The organism is Cellulophaga sp. Hel_I_12, assembly GCF_000799565.1.
Lineage (GTDB): Bacteria > Bacteroidota > Bacteroidia > Flavobacteriales > Flavobacteriaceae > Cellulophaga.
This window is the reverse complement of record NZ_JUHB01000001.1, coordinates 3,330,265-3,346,392: the sequence shown is the minus strand read 5'-3', so window position 1 is coordinate 3,346,392 and position 16,128 is coordinate 3,330,265. Positions and strand designations below refer to the sequence as shown.

The 16,128-nt window shown below is 34.4% G+C and carries 13 protein-coding genes; 5 read left to right on the top strand and 8 right to left on the bottom strand.

The features are described from left to right. Positions 1-287 precede the first annotated feature (287 nt). The 3 genes from GQ45_RS14520 to GQ45_RS14510 form a co-directional block, all read right to left on the bottom strand. A complete protein-coding gene (locus tag GQ45_RS14520; protein WP_047419099.1) occupies positions 288-1,178 on the bottom strand; it encodes a GLPGLI family protein in 891 nt (296 codons plus the stop codon). 48 nt (positions 1,179-1,226) lie between these two features. Beyond that, entirely contained in the window at positions 1,227-1,991 is a 765-nt protein-coding gene (locus tag GQ45_RS14515; protein ID WP_047419097.1) for a TlpA disulfide reductase family protein, read from the bottom strand. A 168-nt stretch (positions 1,992-2,159) separates the two neighbouring features. Beyond that, entirely contained in the window at positions 2,160-2,723 is a 564-nt protein-coding gene (locus GQ45_RS14510) for a hypothetical protein (protein ID WP_047419095.1), read from the bottom strand. A gap of 126 nt (positions 2,724-2,849) precedes the next feature. Here GQ45_RS14510 and GQ45_RS14505 point away from each other — a divergent pair, with 126 nt between their 5' ends. The 3 genes from GQ45_RS14505 to GQ45_RS14495 all read left to right on the top strand — a co-directional run bounded on the left by GQ45_RS14505 (position 2,850) and on the right by GQ45_RS14495 (position 5,880). Further along, entirely contained in the window at positions 2,850-4,295 is a 1,446-nt protein-coding gene (locus GQ45_RS14505) for a cell wall metabolism sensor histidine kinase WalK (protein ID WP_047419094.1), read from the top strand. 85 nt (positions 4,296-4,380) lie between these two features. Next, complete coding sequence (locus tag GQ45_RS14500) at positions 4,381-5,058, top strand: response regulator transcription factor (protein WP_047419092.1); 678 nt, start codon at positions 4,381-4,383, stop codon at positions 5,056-5,058. A gap of 207 nt (positions 5,059-5,265) precedes the next feature. Then, positions 5,266-5,880, top strand: a complete 615-nt coding sequence (locus GQ45_RS14495) for a deoxynucleoside kinase (RefSeq protein WP_047419090.1) — start codon at positions 5,266-5,268, stop codon at positions 5,878-5,880. Between the two features lie 97 nt (positions 5,881-5,977). Here GQ45_RS14495 and GQ45_RS14490 read toward each other — a convergent pair whose 3' ends face one another. The 5 genes from GQ45_RS14490 to GQ45_RS14470 all read right to left on the bottom strand — a co-directional run bounded on the left by GQ45_RS14490 (position 5,978) and on the right by GQ45_RS14470 (position 13,966). Further along, a complete protein-coding gene (locus tag GQ45_RS14490) occupies positions 5,978-6,979 on the bottom strand; it encodes an App1 family protein (protein ID WP_047419089.1) in 1,002 nt (333 codons plus the stop codon). Positions 6,980-7,216: 237 nt separating this feature from the next. Next, positions 7,217-9,607, bottom strand: coding sequence for a sodium-translocating pyrophosphatase (locus GQ45_RS14485; RefSeq protein ID WP_047419087.1), 2,391 nt, complete (start codon positions 9,605-9,607; stop codon positions 7,217-7,219). 113 nt (positions 9,608-9,720) lie between these two features. After that, positions 9,721-10,248, bottom strand: coding sequence for an inorganic diphosphatase (locus GQ45_RS14480; RefSeq protein ID WP_047419085.1), 528 nt, complete (start codon positions 10,246-10,248; stop codon positions 9,721-9,723). A 143-nt stretch (positions 10,249-10,391) separates the two neighbouring features. Beyond that, positions 10,392-12,887 carry a DUF5686 and carboxypeptidase-like regulatory domain-containing protein gene (locus GQ45_RS14475; protein WP_047419083.1) on the bottom strand — a complete coding sequence of 832 codons (2,496 nt, stop codon included), beginning with the start codon at positions 12,885-12,887 and terminating at the stop codon, positions 10,392-10,394. Between the two features lie 101 nt (positions 12,888-12,988). Then, positions 12,989-13,966, bottom strand: a complete 978-nt coding sequence (locus GQ45_RS14470; RefSeq protein ID WP_047419081.1) for a pyruvate dehydrogenase complex E1 component subunit beta — start codon at positions 13,964-13,966, stop codon at positions 12,989-12,991. A 257-nt stretch (positions 13,967-14,223) separates the two neighbouring features. Here GQ45_RS14470 and GQ45_RS14465 point away from each other — a divergent pair, with 257 nt between their 5' ends. Together GQ45_RS14465 and GQ45_RS14460 are read left to right on the top strand one after the other, a co-directional pair. Further along, positions 14,224-14,964 (top strand): electron transfer flavoprotein subunit beta/FixA family protein, encoded by a 741-nt coding sequence (locus tag GQ45_RS14465; protein WP_047420460.1) that lies wholly within the window; start codon positions 14,224-14,226, stop codon positions 14,962-14,964. Positions 14,965-15,092: 128 nt separating this feature from the next. Beyond that, the gene (locus GQ45_RS14460; RefSeq protein ID WP_047419079.1) at positions 15,093-16,061 is read left to right on the top strand and encodes an electron transfer flavoprotein subunit alpha/FixB family protein; all 969 of its coding nucleotides are present in this window, start codon (positions 15,093-15,095) and stop codon (positions 16,059-16,061) included. Positions 16,062-16,128 lie beyond the last annotated feature (67 nt).

The following is a 16,128-nucleotide window of genomic DNA, read 5'->3' as shown; positions in this document are numbered from 1 at the left end:
ACTAACAAAAAGTTAGTCACAACTGCTTTAGCATTTTTCTTGTACTAAATCTTGTTTAGTATATGAGGTTGCAATCAGTCAAATCCATCCTCAATTAATAGACTGCAAAAGTAGAAGAAAAAATGCTATTTGAAAAATGGTTTAACAGCAAATTGTAGCGCATTCTAATTTTAAACACAAAATAAAGGCGTACCAACGGCTCCAGGCCTATAATAAAAAAAGGTCAACCTTTTTTAGCAAAAGGATGACCTCAGTTCTGACAACATTCAAAATCTATTTAAAAAAAATTAATTTCCAATACGAATACTGTTACTACCACCACGACCTCTGAATTGCTCTGTCATTTCTTCCATTTTGTCCATCATAATCTTATTGTATTCTATTTGCGAGACTATTTTTCCTTTTTTTGGTGCTTCAAGGGTAACTTTCTCCTCTGAATTCATCACTATTTTGGTGCATAGTATCACTGTATTTCCCGCGCTCACCTCTAAAATTAAACCAGGTAAACCCCAATATTCTCCTGGTCCTTGACTAATAGGGATTTCTGGAGTAAACCATGCCGTTATTTCTATTTCTTTAGGTTCTTCTACCGCTGTAAAAAAAGAATTACTTTTGGTCGAATCTTTTTTTGCTTCTTTATCGGCTATTTCTTTATCATTTTCTCTTTGACGTCTTTGGCGCATGGCTTCAAAACTTGTGGTATCAACGGGTTTAATCGCGGTCGCTTTATAGGCGGTATAATTCCCAATTTTTTTACTCTCTGTACCCATTTTCCATTCTAGTTTTTCTAGCTTATCTTTAATGAGAAAAACTTTTCCAAACATTTCAGTTTCGTTTGTAAAACTTTGATCTTTTAGGTTTTTATACAACTTACCACTCCCACCAAAACCACCAAAGCGCATTCCTCCGCCTCTTCCAGAACTCATAGCCTCTAATTTTTCTTCTTCGGAATACATTGCGACCGATTTATCAAAATGAAGCACAAAGGTCTTTTCAAACATATCTTTCATTCGTTCCATCATTCGCTTTTTTTGGTCTTCTGATATTTGTCGATTTCCAAAATTAAAATCACCCATAGAAGTTTTGGATTGATAAATGGCTTTACCCTGAAAGTCTTGTGCTAAACTCGGCACTATAAAAGCAAAAAAGGCTACTAGCACTAAAAATTGATTTCTCATTATTGATGTATATTTAGGGTAAGACTGTAATTTTTTGATTTGGTTTAATTACTGCTTCAATTTTTCTAAAATAGCCAGTATATCTTTTCCATCACCCATTTTCATACCTTCTTCTCCTTCTTTCATCACATAAGCAATACCGTTTTCAATATATTGCAAAACACCATTGGCATCTAAAAACAAATTTAAAGGATAGGCTTTTAGTTCTAATGAATCTGTAAACGATTGTGCATCGACCAAATGCTTAAACTTAAAAGGGTATTTTTTTAAAAAAGCTGATACTGTTTCTTTGGACTCGTAAGTAATTGCTACGAAATTAATATCGTTTTTATATTGGTCGTATATGGTATTTAAAACGGGCATTTCGTCAATACAAGGAGCGCATTTTGTAAACCAGAAATTAATCATAGTGGGTTTACCATTCAATTGGGAAGCACTAAATTTCTCCCCTAAGAGCGTTTTTAATTCAAAGTCTGGGAATTTTTCTCCTATTAATTTAGCTAGGTACCCTTTATTGCCACCGCCTCGACTTTTTCCATCATGGATATCAAAACTAATTGTTTGAATGATGGAGTCTTTCTTTGTTTCTGTATTTTTAATTTTAATGTCTACAAAAATTTCTTGCTTGCTTATTTTGCCAAATTTTTGTTTCAGTTCTTGCTTTTGGTTTTCGAGTTCTACTTTAGTTAATCTATTTTTTCCGTTGGTAGAGTAATATTCGATTTGCCCAAAGCTGTTTAAAGCCCATAAGAATGTAGTACACATAAGTATTCTTAGGTTAACTGTGTTTTGAATTAAAAGTGTTTTTTTCATCTGTTGTGCTTTTAGGTTGTTTTTTTAGATAACTACTAAAACTCTAAACTAGGTGTGTAGGCTTTTAGTAAAGTGCAGGTTTTTTAGGTCTAGGGTAAAGCAAATAGCTATACTTTTAAACTCTAAAGATATTCTAGCCATAAACTTAAAAAGAGCAGCAAAGCGCTTCTAGATGTTACTCAGTATTTTCTTTGCACTCTCGGTTGACCTCATCATTGTTTTAATAAGGGCCTCTTTTTCACTTTTTAAACCCTTAACTGCATATTTCATATTTTTAATTTCAATGGTATTCTTTGAAAAGGCTTTTTGAACATGTTCAGAGGATGCTATTAAGTGTTGAAGTTGTAAAATTGTATCGCTATTTAATGTAGCAACATCAGCTTTAGCATTAAAAATTCCTTTCTCTTCAAAAGCCTTTTTTACCTTTTGTATCGCTTCTTGTAAATGCTTAATACTTGCTATTTTTTCTTCATTTTGTTCTGTTTTAGCGTCCTTAACTACCACTGCATGGTCAATTTTTAAGAAGGCTCGAATCTCATAATCATCATCATATCCATCAAAAACAGAAAAATTCTTTTCCCAATCTAGAGCATCTAATTCTTCCAAAGAATGAACTGTGATCCCTATTTCTGTAAAATTGATATTGGTTTTTGAATCTGTGGAACGCTGTGCCGTTATTCCTGTAGTTAACAAAAGACTGAATACTAAGACAATCAAGGTGATTTTTTTCATAATAAATATATTTTAGTTAAAATTATACTTCAAATGTATGTTTAGAAAATTGTATCTATAGTTAACCAACGTTAACGTGTGTTAACGGATGAAATATTAAAATGTAATAATCTTTACCTTTGTTTAATGAAAAAATTCAGTTCAAAATTGCTACCCTATATCATCGCAATAACGATTGCCATAACTATAGGGATTCAAATATTTTGGAACTTAGACCAATACAAGTCTAATAAGCGGCGATACCTTAACGATACACAAATTGCATTAGATAATAGTGTAGAGGCCTACTTTTCCGAAATTAGTAAAACTGATTTGGTCACTTTTTTAGATGTAGATAAAGACACTACCTATACTTCGGACAGGGCATCTAATTTTATAGATAACAATATAAATATTACAAGCATCAAAATTGATCAAATTGATATATCCAATTCCGATAACAAATCAAAACAAGATGCCATTTCAGAAATAAAAAATGCGCAAATTTTTCCTAAAACCAAAGTTATCTATGGGCAGAAAGCCTTGGATAGTATGGGAGACCTTAACTCGTTTTTGAATAAAATGACACTTTCTATAACAAGAGATTCACTTGATCTGGTGCTATTAGATTCCTTACTAAAGGATGAATTTCTTAGAAAAAAAATGGTCATCAACTACCAACTGGTTGAACTAAAAAATGACAGCGTATTACAACTGTTTCCCTTAAAAATAGATGATTTAGACCTAACCACGAACTCAAAATCTACCTTATTTAAGCCCAATCAAAAAATACAATTAAACTTTGAAAATGCAAGCCATCTGATTTTTAAAAGAGGTTTAGCGGGTATTACCTTGTCTTTATTACTATCTATAGCGATAATAAGTACTTTATTTTATCTGATCTGGATTATTAAAAACCAAAAACAATTGGCTGAAGTAAAAAATGATTTAATCAATAATATAACCCACGAATTTAAAACACCTATCACTACAGTTTCTACGGCTATTGAAGCCATAAAAAATTTCAATCAAAAAAATGATAAAGAAAAAACAGAAAACTACTTAAATATATCTCAGCAACAATTGGTAAAACTCAATATCATGGTTGAAAAATTACTCGAAACAGCTACCTTAGATAGCGATAAATTAAAGTTAGATAAAGAACCTGTACATATTATTTTACTATTAAAATCCTTAGTTGCAAAACACCAACTTATAGCTTCTCATAAGCAATTTAAGTTCAGTACGAATACAGAAAATCTTGAGCTTATTATTGATCCTTTTCATTTTGAAAATGCGCTGAACAACATTATAGATAATGCTGTAAAATATGGGGGTGATACTATTGAGGTACTTGTAAACCAAATTACGAACACTACAGAAATACATATTATTGATAATGGAAATGGTATTCCTAAAAAACATTTAGAAAAAATATTTGAAAAATTTTATCGAATTCCCAAGGGAAATCAGCACGACGTAAAAGGCTTTGGTATTGGCTTATACTATTCTAAAAAAATCATTGAAAAACATGGTGGTCACTTATCCTTAACCTCTGAACTCAATGCAACTAGCTTTAAAATACTATTATGAAATAAGCCATAACAAAAGTTGATACCCACCAAAATGTTTATTGGCGAATTACATTTGACCTTTAGAAAACAAATATTACAAACAGATGAAAATAAAAATACTGTATGCGGAAGATGAAACTGCGTTAGGCTTAATTGTAAAAGAAAGTCTGGAAACGCGAGATTTTGAAGTGCTTTATTGTTCTGATGGTCTTAGTGCTTACGAATTGTATAAAAATGAAAATCCTCAGTTATTGGTACTTGATGTGATGATGCCTAAAAAAGATGGCTTTACCCTCGCCAAAGAAATACGAAGAGAGAATCCCCATATCCCAATTTTATTTTTAACTGCTAAAACGCAAACAAAAGATGTGGTTGAAGGCTTTGAACTGGGCGGAAACGATTATTTAAAAAAACCCTTTAGTATGGAGGAACTTATTGTACGAATACATGCGCTTTTAAAAACAAGAAAAGCAAAAACAAGGGTTGAAAATATATCTTTAGGCGCCTTTAGCTTTAATCATATAAAGCAGACCTTAACTTTCGAGAAGGAAGAATACGCCTTAACGCACAGAGAATCCGAATTACTTTTTCACTTGGCTGATAAACGCAATGAAATTTTAGACCGATCTTATATCCTCAATAAAATTTGGGGTGATGATGATTTTTTTAATGCCAGAAGTATGGATGTTTTTATTTCCAAACTTCGCAAAAAATTGAAGAAAGATGCCACCATTAAAATCCTAAATATTAGGGGTTATGGATATAAATTAATTTGTCCCTAAAACATTCACGCATTTCAGCAAGTATATTTTTAACAAGCCAAGATTCGTTGTATATTGTGTCCCCGTTTCAGAAAGTCGAAAGTATGAAATGAGATTACAAAATTATACTGAAAAGCCTTTAGGTTTTTAAAAATTCAACAAATGCGATAAGCATAAAGCAAAAAGCCCATTGCTTACAGCATTAATTAACTATTAAGAGAATACATTATGCATGTTGCTGTTGCAGGAAATATTGGCGCTGGTAAAACTACATTAACAACCTTATTGGCCAAACATTATAAATGGGAACCTCATTTTGAAGATGTGGTTGACAACCCTTATTTAGATGATTTTTACAACCAGATGGAGCGTTGGAGTTTTAATCTTCAAATTTATTTTTTAAATAGTCGGTACCGTCAGATTCTAGAAATTCGAGAAACTGGTAAAAATATAATTCAAGATCGCACCATTTATGAGGATGCCTATATTTTTGCGCCTAATTTGCATGCCATGGGCTTAATGACCAATAGAGATTTTACAAATTATTCTAGTTTATTTGAGCTGATGGAGCGTTTAGTGCAGCCCCCTGATGTGCTAATTTACCTACGCAGCTCTATTCCTAATCTAGTGAACCAAATTCACAAACGCGGTCGCGAATACGAAAACACCATTTCTATTGATTATTTAAGTCGCCTTAACGAACGTTACGAAGCTTGGAGTCAGAAGTACGAGAAAGGAAAATTATTAATTATCGATGTAGACCAACTTGATTTTGTAGCCAATCCTGAAGATTTAGGGGCTATTATTCATAAAATTGATGCGGAGATTAATGGATTGTTTTAAAAAAAAATCAGGAATCAAGAATCAAGAATCAAGATTAGGGAATTAAGAATTAAGACGGCTATGCCAATAGATTCTAGGCTATTTTTTAAAGGTCATTTTAAATAAACCCTAACGCTTTTGCATGTGCTACAGCCTGATTGCTGTTTTCTACAAATAAAACAGGTGTCGTTTTATAATTTTCAAAAAGTCCTTTTACACGAGTCATTTTTCGTTTGTGATTTACACTTCTTAGGTAAATAGCCAAAATACGATCTGGAAAAAGTGCTGCTATTTCTTTATAAATATCGGCATCACGTTCACCACTGTCACCAATTAAAATAAAACCTAAATCTGGATAGGCATCTAATATATTTAAGATCTCAAGCTGTTTTTGGGGTTTGTCTCCTTCTGATTTTCTTTTAAAAATAGACTGAAAACTACGCAATAAAATAGGGCCTTTTGGAAAATTATTCTGTCTTAAAAACAAATCCAAATAGCGGTATAAATTCCAAGGGCTATGACTCACATAAAAAATAGGGTTCGCATGTTCTAAGGTTTTTCCAAGGTGTAATTGGTTGTAAAACTCCGAGGCTCCTATGAGTGGCAAGCGGTTTTTAGCGGTTTTAAACACGGTATTGTAGAGTACTTTCCATTTAAGTCTTGAGACTACACCTGTATGTAATATGGTATCATCAATATCAGTAATAACACCGTAGTTTGCCTTTACTGACGGAATCAAAATTTTACCTTTAAAGCTATTTTTTTGATGTATGATTCGCCTTAAAGGGATGTCGTCATAAGCCACTTCAAAAGATAGCCACCCCTCTTCATTTGCAAAAGCACCTAAATCGTCTACTGCGGCCTTTACTTTAAAATACCCATGATGATCTGTTTTGGTTTTCAAAACAGTACCATTGGGTAAGCTGATGTTTAATGCGATGTTCTTAATTTCATCAGATTCAAAACGTTTCCAAGTGTTCAATACCAAATGAAACCATCCTTTTTTATCTAAATCTATAGTTTCATCCTCCAAAGCACGACCTCTCAAATAAAAATGTGATGCCGTTCCATAGGCGTCAAAACATATAATTTGTAAAGGATCTTTTTGAAAAAATGACATTATGAATAGGTTTTTCTTGAAATGAGATGAAATCGATAGGAAAAAATAGCTAATGGATTTGTGATTATAGATTCAGTAAGGTATAAAAATAAGAAAATTTATAGCTAAGCATTCGGAATAAACTCAGTTCCTTTTAAACATTAGCTGTACTACACATTTTTGCGTATCAAAAATAAAACCTGCTAATAATATTATTAGCAGGTTTAAAAATAAAGTTTTAAAATGATTTCAGTAAGATTATTTTCTAATATCTACTTTTTCAATTTTAACCTCAACATCAGCATCATGGCCTTTAACCGTTGTATTTTCAAAAGCCACTAATTGTGCTTTTACCTCTTCTTGTGTTCCTTTGAAAATTTTCTCTTCCGTAATTGATTTTCCATTCGTTGTAGTTGTAAAAACAACAGTAGCCTCTGCTAAATCGTTAGTATCAACATTCATTTGAATAGAAGTTTCTATGGTTTGCTTCTCATTGGTATATGCTGCCATTCCTTCAGCAGTAATTGCAATACTTGGTGCAATTACTAAAGCTACTACTGACATTAATTTTAATAAAATGTTTAAAGAAGGTCCTGAAGTATCTTTAAACGGATCACCCACAGTATCACCTACAACAGCTGCCTTATGTGCGTCAGAACCTTTACGACCATCGGCTTCAATCATTTTTTTAGCATTATCCCAAGCACCACCAGCGTTCGACTGGAAAATTGCCATAAGAACTCCTGCAGAAGTTACCCCTGCCAATAAACCTCCTAACATTTCAGCACCACCAATGAAACCTACAGCTACTGGAACTGCAATCGCTAATAAACCTGGTAATACCATTTCTTTAATCGATGCTTTTGTAGATATATCAACACATTTATCGTATTCTGCATAGCCATCCGCAGCATCAAAAATTGCTCTGTCTTCTGGGGTCGCTTTAGACATATCAGAATCGTACTTACGCATTACAGCAAGCGCTGCTTTTAATTGAGGAATATCTCTGAACTGGCGACGTACTTCTTCAATCATGGCCATCGCTGCTCTACCTACAGCATTCATAGATAATGCCGAGAATACAAAAGGAAGCATCGCACCTACCAAAAGTCCAGCCATTACGGTTGGTTTAGAAACATCGATTGATGTTACATTAGCGACTTTCATAAAAGCTGAAAATAAGGCTAGTGCCGTTAAAGCTGCTGAAGCAATGGCAAAACCTTTACCAATAGCGGCTGTAGTATTCCCAACTGCATCTAATTTATCGGTACGTTCACGAACTTCATGTGGTAACTCAGCCATTTCGGCAATACCACCCGCATTATCAGAAATAGGACCATAAGCATCTACAGCCAACTGAATACCTGTATTGGCTAACATACCCACTGCGGCAATAGCGATACCGTATAAACCTGCAAAATGGTGTGATACTAAAATTGCTGCAGCTATAAATAAAATAGGGAACATGGTAGACATCATCCCTACTCCTAAACCTGATATAATATTGGTTGCAGCGCCAGTTTCTGATTGTTTTACAATAGAATTTACTGGTTTTGTACCCGTACCTGTATAATATTCTGTGATTTTACCCACGGCTAAACCAGCAACCAAACCAGCTATAGTAGCAAAGAAAACTCCGTTTGCAGTATATTCAACTCCGTCATACATCCAAGTTGCAGGAATTAATGAATTGATTATAAAATAAGAAGCTATAACCATTAAAAACGCAGAACCAAATTCACCGATATTTAAAGCTGTCTGTGGATTACCACCATCTTTTACTTTTACAAAGAAAGTTCCGATGATAGACATTATAATACCTACCGCTGCCAATACCAATGGTAAATAAACCGCACCTAAACCACCAAAATCTGGCGTAATAATAAATGCTCCCAAAACCATGGTACCAATAATAGAACCTACATACGATTCGAATAAATCAGCACCCATACCTGCTACATCCCCTACGTTATCACCGACGTTATCGGCAATAGTTGCTGGGTTTAGCGGGTGATCTTCTGGAATACCAGCCTCAACCTTTCCTACTAAATCGGCACCTACATCGGCTGCTTTGGTATAAATACCACCACCAACACGCGCAAATAGTGCAATTGAAGATGCTCCTAAGGAAAATCCTGAAAGTACGTTTAATACCATTCCTAAATTTTCTGGTCCTTCCCATATTCCTTGGTAAATAGCGAAAAGGCCACTTAGTCCTAAAACACCTAAGCCTACAACGCCTAGACCCATTACAGCACCACCAGCGAAAGCTACTTCTAAAGCTTTTCCTAATGACGTTCTTGCCGCCTGAGTGGTTCTAACATTGGCTTTCGTAGCTACTTTCATCCCTATAAAACCTGCCAATGCAGAACAAATAGCACCCACTATAAATGAAACTGCTACCATTCCGTTTGATCCTACTTCGTTGCTTCCTTTTACATACAATAAAATGGCAACAGCAATAACGAATATCGAAAGAATCTTATACTCAGCTTTTAAGAATGACATGGCACCATCTGATATACTCTTTGCAATCCGTGTCATTTTTTCATTTCCGGCATCTTGTTTAGATACCCACATGTTTTTCCAAATGATAAACAACAACGCCAAAACACCAAAGGCTGGCAGAAATTTTACTAGTATTTCCATAATTATTTTAAATATTTGTTAATTAGTTGGCGGTAAATGTATGAAATCGATGCAAATAAAAAAAGCCACCTTTAAAGATAAAAGTGGCTTTTTGTAGTTTGTTTCTTGTAGCCTTAAATGGTAAACGTTCGCTTTTTCTTGTGTTCGCTTTCATCATAGCGCTTTACGCATTGATGGTAAATATCAATTGCCTCTTGAGCATCACCCCAACCACCAACATCAACTTTCTTTTTTTCTAAATCTTTATACACCTGAAAAAAGTGTTCAATTTCTTTTAATCGGTGCGGGTTTAAGTCACTTATATCATGGTTATTGCTCCAAATAGGGTCTGAAACAGGCACACAAATAATTTTTTCATCAGGTCCTTTTTCATCGGTCATATGAAAAACACCAATAGGCCTAACCTCCATAACCACCATAGGATACGTTGGCTCCGACCCCATCACTAAAACATCTAATGGATCTTTATCAAGTGCTAAAGTTTCAGGTATAAAACCGTAATCACCAGGGTACATCATGGACGAAAAAAGCATTCTGTCAAATCTAATTTTATGTAAAGTAAAATCGTATTCGTATTTATTTCTACTCCCTTTTGGAATTTCTATTAAAACATCAAATGTTATTTCTGTAGTACTACTCATAATTTTCACTGTAATTTTGCTCCAAAGATACTTGATTAAATTTGTTCAAGTCTAGTAAACTCAAGAAAGATATACGATTTCCATCCATTTTTTTAAAAAAATATTTACGAAATCGGTATCGTTAAACAACTGATTTAAGAAGCTTAAAAGCTAAATCCGAACGACCCAGTAACACTAAATGGTCTTGCTTCTGGATTATCTAAATAATTTCCTCGAAAATTAAAATCGATTCTAAAAATTTTAAAAATATTACCGACACCCAAAGAATATTCCCAATATACTTTATCGTTTGGTGCTATTAGCGGAATATTTGTTGGACTATTTAATAGGATATTCTCATCGGATAATGAACCCCAAGCTCCTCTTAAACCCACTATTTCCCTTAGATTCCATTTTTTTATGACAGGAATTTTAGAAAAAAAACGCCCATTAAAATTATGTTCCAAATGTACCGATGCATAGGTGTCTGTTACAAATTCATAAAAATTCAAGTTAGGAAAAGTGCCGTAAATAGAAAATAAGGTTTGGTTTCCGGGCACAACATTTAGCAAACCCAGCGGTACTTCTCCAAAGGTTTTCCCAAGCTCTATAGTACTATTGAGCCTTCCAAAACCTCCTATTTGCCATGGTTGTGTGTAGGAAAATTGTATTTTTTCATAATCGAAATCACTTTCTAAGAACCCTTCAATACCTTTAGTATAATTCAAAAATAGCGTGCTATAGGTATCGTTGATATTCCGACGCTCTACCCCATAGCCTATGGTTCTCCTTCCTGGGGTATAAATCAAAGTGGTGTTGATATCAAACTGTTTTATTTCTGAATTTATACCTGTAGGACTAGTCGCATCGACATAATCAAGACTAAAAGCGTCAGGCAGTGCAGAGCTTAAGGTCCGTAAAGAGCCACCTATCTTGACCATAAAATTCGTTAAGGGTTCTGCCTCAACGGCAAAGGTAGATAAATCAATATTCGTTAGGCGGTCATTGGCACCTACCGAAAATAAGGAAGATGAAGCAGCGCTTCTGCCTAAAACATCGTTGGTAGCCGTAAGGCTTAATCCCAATTGTTCAATATCGCGCCTATTACCTCCTGAAATTATTAGTCTCGTTTTTTTATCTAGCAACCATTTAGCAGAAATACCATGTTTAAATTTTTGATCGCCAAAGCCATAAGCCGTATAGGCTTCAATACGCCAAGGATCATTCTGCCCAAAATAGGTTCTTGCTCCAGCACGAACGCGAATGCCTTCTGCATCATTAAAACCAAATGTACTGTAAACATCACCTATATCTAAATTCCATTTATCTATTTCAACATAGCCCGAACCTAAAATACTTACGATATTATAGTAACTTTTAAATTTTGGCACCGTTTTTAGGGTATCTAAAAGTTTATAAATACCCTTTTCATCTTTATTTAAAGCTTCGAGTCGGTTTTCTTCCCAGAAAGAATTATCGCGCTCCACAATCGAAGTGCTAAATTTATTTTTTAAATTTTTATAAAAACCCTCATTTTTTACTTCATTAAAAGCATAATTATCATAGACTGTTGTTCTTTTACCATAAATACCTTTCGATTCTTCTTTTTTGCTTAAGCTAAAATCACTCAACATATAATCGCGCTTCAATAAAAACACGGAGTCATTCAGAACCTCAAAATCTTGCTCAATATAAATCTCTTTTACCCAATTGATATTGGCACTTTTGGTCACCTCCAGGTTTATTTTTTTAATGGCATACGTAGAATCATTCACCCAAAAATTACCTTTAAAAGTCAATTCGTTTTTTCTTCTAGGATAATAAATAATATTATAGCACCATTTTTTATCAATAAAAGCACTGTCTGTTAACACATAATTATAAACATCAATACCTGTTTTTGAAAGGGGACTCGTAAAACTTTTATCAAAAAACTTTAGGTAATTGTTGTAAATATCATAATCCGCATATAAATCTTCAACAAAGGCGGTTAGCGCTTGATTATTGCTAAAACCCGAATTTTTTGTCCCTAAAATATCTTCTTCTTCTTGGCTTAGAGTATTATCTCCGTATATCTTTGAAAAAGTTTCATTTATAAAAATAGGGAGGTAGGTTTTTCCTGTAATTCTAGAGGTATCTAAATCTTGAAAAATAAACTCTAAACCTTTAAATATTCTATTCTTTATCAGCGCACTATCTATGGTATTTAAGTCGAACTCCACTTTTTCGTACTTATTAAAGCTGTACTGATTGTATTGTTTTACACCATTTTTTCGTCTTTTTTCCCAAATTTTTCTGAGAATATCAATAGCTGGATTATTTTTTTTGGATTGTTTCCCTGAGTAAACAATTACTTCTTTTAACTGTTCACCACCTTCCAAAAGAATAATTTTCATTTGGTAATTCACCTTTTTCTCTAAGCTTATTTCTCTAGTTTCATAGCCAATAAAAGAAGCCGTTATGGTGGTATAATTAGCGTCAGACTCTAAATAAAAAATACCATCTTCATTGGTTATCGTCCCCTCTGTAGAGCCTTTAAATATAATATTTGCAAAAGCCACCGGCACATCTTTTTCGTCTACCACAATACCACTTATTTTGGTTTGCGAAAACACCAAAGTTGAGGTTAATAAAACCAATAATTGTAAAAAATTCTTCATGGAAACTTAGGAGTATAAAGTATCAAACAGGGGTAAAAACTAAAAAAGCTCTACCAACGCATTTGTCAGTAAAGCTTGTCTATACTTACAGCGTATAACACTTATTTATACATTACTTTTTTAACTGATTTAATAACATCCTCGTAATTTGGCAACCATTCTGCCAACAAAACAGGAGAATACGGCGCTGGTGTATCTGCTGTGTTTATTTTCTCAATAGGTGCATCTAAATAATCAAAAGCATTAGATTGTACATGGTATATAATTTCGGAAGCCACATTGCCATAAGGCCAAGCTTCCTCTAAAATAACCATTCTGTTTGTTTTTTTAACCGACTTTAGAATCGCTTCGTAATCTAAGGGTTTTACGGTTCTTAAATCTATAATTTCGCAGCTGATACCTTCTTTAGCCAATTCATCAGCAGCTTTGTATGCCTCTTTTATGATTTTTCCAAAGGATATAATCGTGACGTCTGTTCCTTCTCTTTTAACATCTGCCACTCCAATCGGAATAATATAATCGCCTTCAGGGACTTCGCCTTTATCTCCATACATCTGTTCAGACTCCATGAAAATAACAGGATCATTATCTCTAATCGCTGCCTTCAACAATCCTTTTGCGTCTGCAGGATTCGATGGCACTATTACTTTTAGACCTGGGCAATTAGCAAACCAGCTTTCAAAAGCCTGTGAATGCGTTGCCCCTAATTGACCCGCAGAGCCTGTAGGCCCTCTAAACACAATAGGACAATTAAATTGACCACCAGACATTTGACGAATCTTAGCAGCATTATTTATAATTTGATCAATGCCTACTAAAGCAAAGTTGAAGGTCATAAACTCTATGATTGGACGATTGCCATTCATGGCAGAACCAACACCGATTCCAGCAAACCCCAATTCAGAGATAGGCGTATCGATCACTCTATCGGCACCAAATTCATCTAACATTCCTTTCGAGGCTTTGTAGGCTCCATTGTATTCCGCCACTTCTTCGCCCATTAAGTAAATAGATTCATCTCTTCTCATTTCCTCGGACATCGCCTCACAAATAGCTTCTCTAAATTGTATTGTTTTCATGTGCTTTTTTTAATTCTTTTTTAATGATCACAAGTACCCTAAACAAGTAAAACAATGACGCTTCCATACTATTTAAAGTAGTAAAACGCGCTCGCTTAAAATCATTATTTTAAAAGGTGAACAAAAATAGGAAATAATCCGTCATATTAAAGCCTGAAAGACTCAAAAAAAGTTATAAAATTTACTATGCATGCATAGTAAATTTGAAAAATATTGGTTATCTTAGCCCTGTTTTAAAAAATTTAAAAGCTTTAAGAATGAAAATATTAGTATGCATAAGCAATGTACCCGATACGACGTCAAAAATAAATTTCACGGAAGGTGATACTAAATTTGACACTAACGGGGTTCAATTTATTATAAATCCTAATGATGAATTTGGACTTACTAGAGCCATGTGGTTTAAAGAAAAGCAAAATGCCGTAGTACATATCGCCACGGTTGGTGGTGCCAACGTTGAGCCCACCATGCGGAAAGCGTTAGCGATAGGTGCTGATGAAGCTATCCGAGTAAATGCAGATCCGACCGATGGTTTTTTTGTTGCAGAACAATTAGCAGCCATCATTAAAGATGGTGCCTATGATTTGGTGATTGCCGGTAGAGAATCTATCGATTATAATGGCGGGATGGTACCTGGGATTATAGCTAGTATTTTAGACATGAATTTCGTGAACACTTGCATTAAATTAGAGGTAGAAGGTACAGAAGCTACAGCCGTGCGAGAAATTGATGGTGGAAAAGAAAAAATTGCAACCACCTTACCTTTAATTATTGGTGGCCAAAAAGGATTGGTTGAAGAAAGTGATTTAAGGATTCCAAACATGCGTGGCATTATGATGGCGCGTCAAAAAAAGCTAAGTGTTATAGAACCTATAGCGGCTATACATGCTACAAAAGACACTAAATTTGAAAAACCTGCTGCCAAAGGAAGTGTAAAACTAGTCACTTCTGTAGATGAACTTATAGATTTACTTCATAACGAGGCAAAAGCTATTTAAACGCTTCCCTGGTTCTTAAGAATTAATGAATTTGGTCGTCAAAATAGGTCTTACAGAAAAATAGAAACAAATATCTAAAACACCTTTCTCGGAAAGTGTTTTGTACAAAAATTAAAAAAATTGAAAATATGTCAGTTTTAGTATATACAGAATCAGAAAACGGAAAATTTAAAAAAAATGCATTTGAAGTAGCTTCCTATGCCCATGAAGTAGCCCAGAAAATGGGTACGACAGCAACGGCCGTTTCCTTTAATGCATCAGAGAATGAAAGTTTAGGAAACTACGGTATTTCTAAAGTTTTAAACATTAAAAACGATGAATTAAAAACGTTTAACGCCAAAGCATTTGCAGCTGCTATTCAAGAAGCTGCAGCAAAAGAAGGGGCAAAAGTTTTAATTTTAAGTTCTAGCGCAGATACCAAATATGTAGCTCCTCTTTTAGCAGGTCATTTAAAAGCAGGCTATATTCCTAATGTGATTGCCGCTCCGGAAAGTATAAATCCGTTTACAGTAAAAAGAACCACTTTCAGCAACAAAGGCTTTGCTTTATCTGAAATTACCACGGATGTAAAAATTGTTGGTGTTTCAAACAATGCTTTTGGTAGTATTGAAAACAAAGTAGCCACTACTATCGAAGACTTTAGTCCCACATTAAATGCTAGTCATTTCTCTACAAAATCTGTTGAAATTGATAAAGTCGTAGGCAAAGCGACCATTGCCGATGCAGATGTTGTGGTATCAGGAGGACGTGGTTTAAAAGGTCCTGAAAACTGGGGAATGATTGAGGAACTTGCTGAAGTTCTTGGCGCTGCAACGGCATGTTCAAAACCAGTTTCTGATTTGGGCTGGAGACCTCATGGGGAACACGTAGGCCAAACAGGGAAACCTGTTGCCAGCAACCTGTATATTGCTATCGGAATTTCAGGAGCCATTCAACACTTAGCCGGCGTAAGTTCTTCAAAAGTTAAAGTAGTCATCAATAACGACCCGGAAGCACCCTTTTTTAAGGCCGCTGATTATGGTATTGTTGGTGATGCATTTGAAGTAGTTCCTTCATTGATTGAAAAATTAAAAGAATTTAAAGCACAAAACGCTTAATTTTTTATAAATTGTGCCTCTTTAAAGGGCTGTTTAGATAATTGGTCATGCCCTTTATTTAAACAGC

Coding starts and splice junctions, on each gene's coding strand:
- GQ45_RS14520 (WP_047419099.1), bottom strand. CDS start 1,178: ATGAGAAATCAATTTTTAGTGCTAGTAGCCTTTTTTGCTTTTATAGTG.
- GQ45_RS14515 (WP_047419097.1), bottom strand. CDS start 1,991: ATGAAAAAAACACTTTTAATTCAAAACACAGTTAACCTAAGAATACTT.
- GQ45_RS14510 (WP_047419095.1), bottom strand. CDS start 2,723: ATGAAAAAAATCACCTTGATTGTCTTAGTATTCAGTCTTTTGTTAACT.
- GQ45_RS14505 (WP_047419094.1), top strand. CDS start 2,850: ATGAAAAAATTCAGTTCAAAATTGCTACCCTATATCATCGCAATAACG.
- GQ45_RS14500 (WP_047419092.1), top strand. CDS start 4,381: ATGAAAATAAAAATACTGTATGCGGAAGATGAAACTGCGTTAGGCTTA.
- GQ45_RS14495 (WP_047419090.1), top strand. CDS start 5,266: ATGCATGTTGCTGTTGCAGGAAATATTGGCGCTGGTAAAACTACATTA.
- GQ45_RS14490 (WP_047419089.1), bottom strand. CDS start 6,979: ATGTCATTTTTTCAAAAAGATCCTTTACAAATTATATGTTTTGACGCC.
- GQ45_RS14485 (WP_047419087.1), bottom strand. CDS start 9,607: ATGGAAATACTAGTAAAATTTCTGCCAGCCTTTGGTGTTTTGGCGTTG.
- GQ45_RS14480 (WP_047419085.1), bottom strand. CDS start 10,248: ATGAGTAGTACTACAGAAATAACATTTGATGTTTTAATAGAAATTCCA.
- GQ45_RS14475 (WP_047419083.1), bottom strand. CDS start 12,887: ATGAAGAATTTTTTACAATTATTGGTTTTATTAACCTCAACTTTGGTG.
- GQ45_RS14470 (WP_047419081.1), bottom strand. CDS start 13,966: ATGAAAACAATACAATTTAGAGAAGCTATTTGTGAGGCGATGTCCGAG.
- GQ45_RS14465 (WP_047420460.1), top strand. CDS start 14,224: ATGAAAATATTAGTATGCATAAGCAATGTACCCGATACGACGTCAAAA.
- GQ45_RS14460 (WP_047419079.1), top strand. CDS start 15,093: ATGTCAGTTTTAGTATATACAGAATCAGAAAACGGAAAATTTAAAAAA.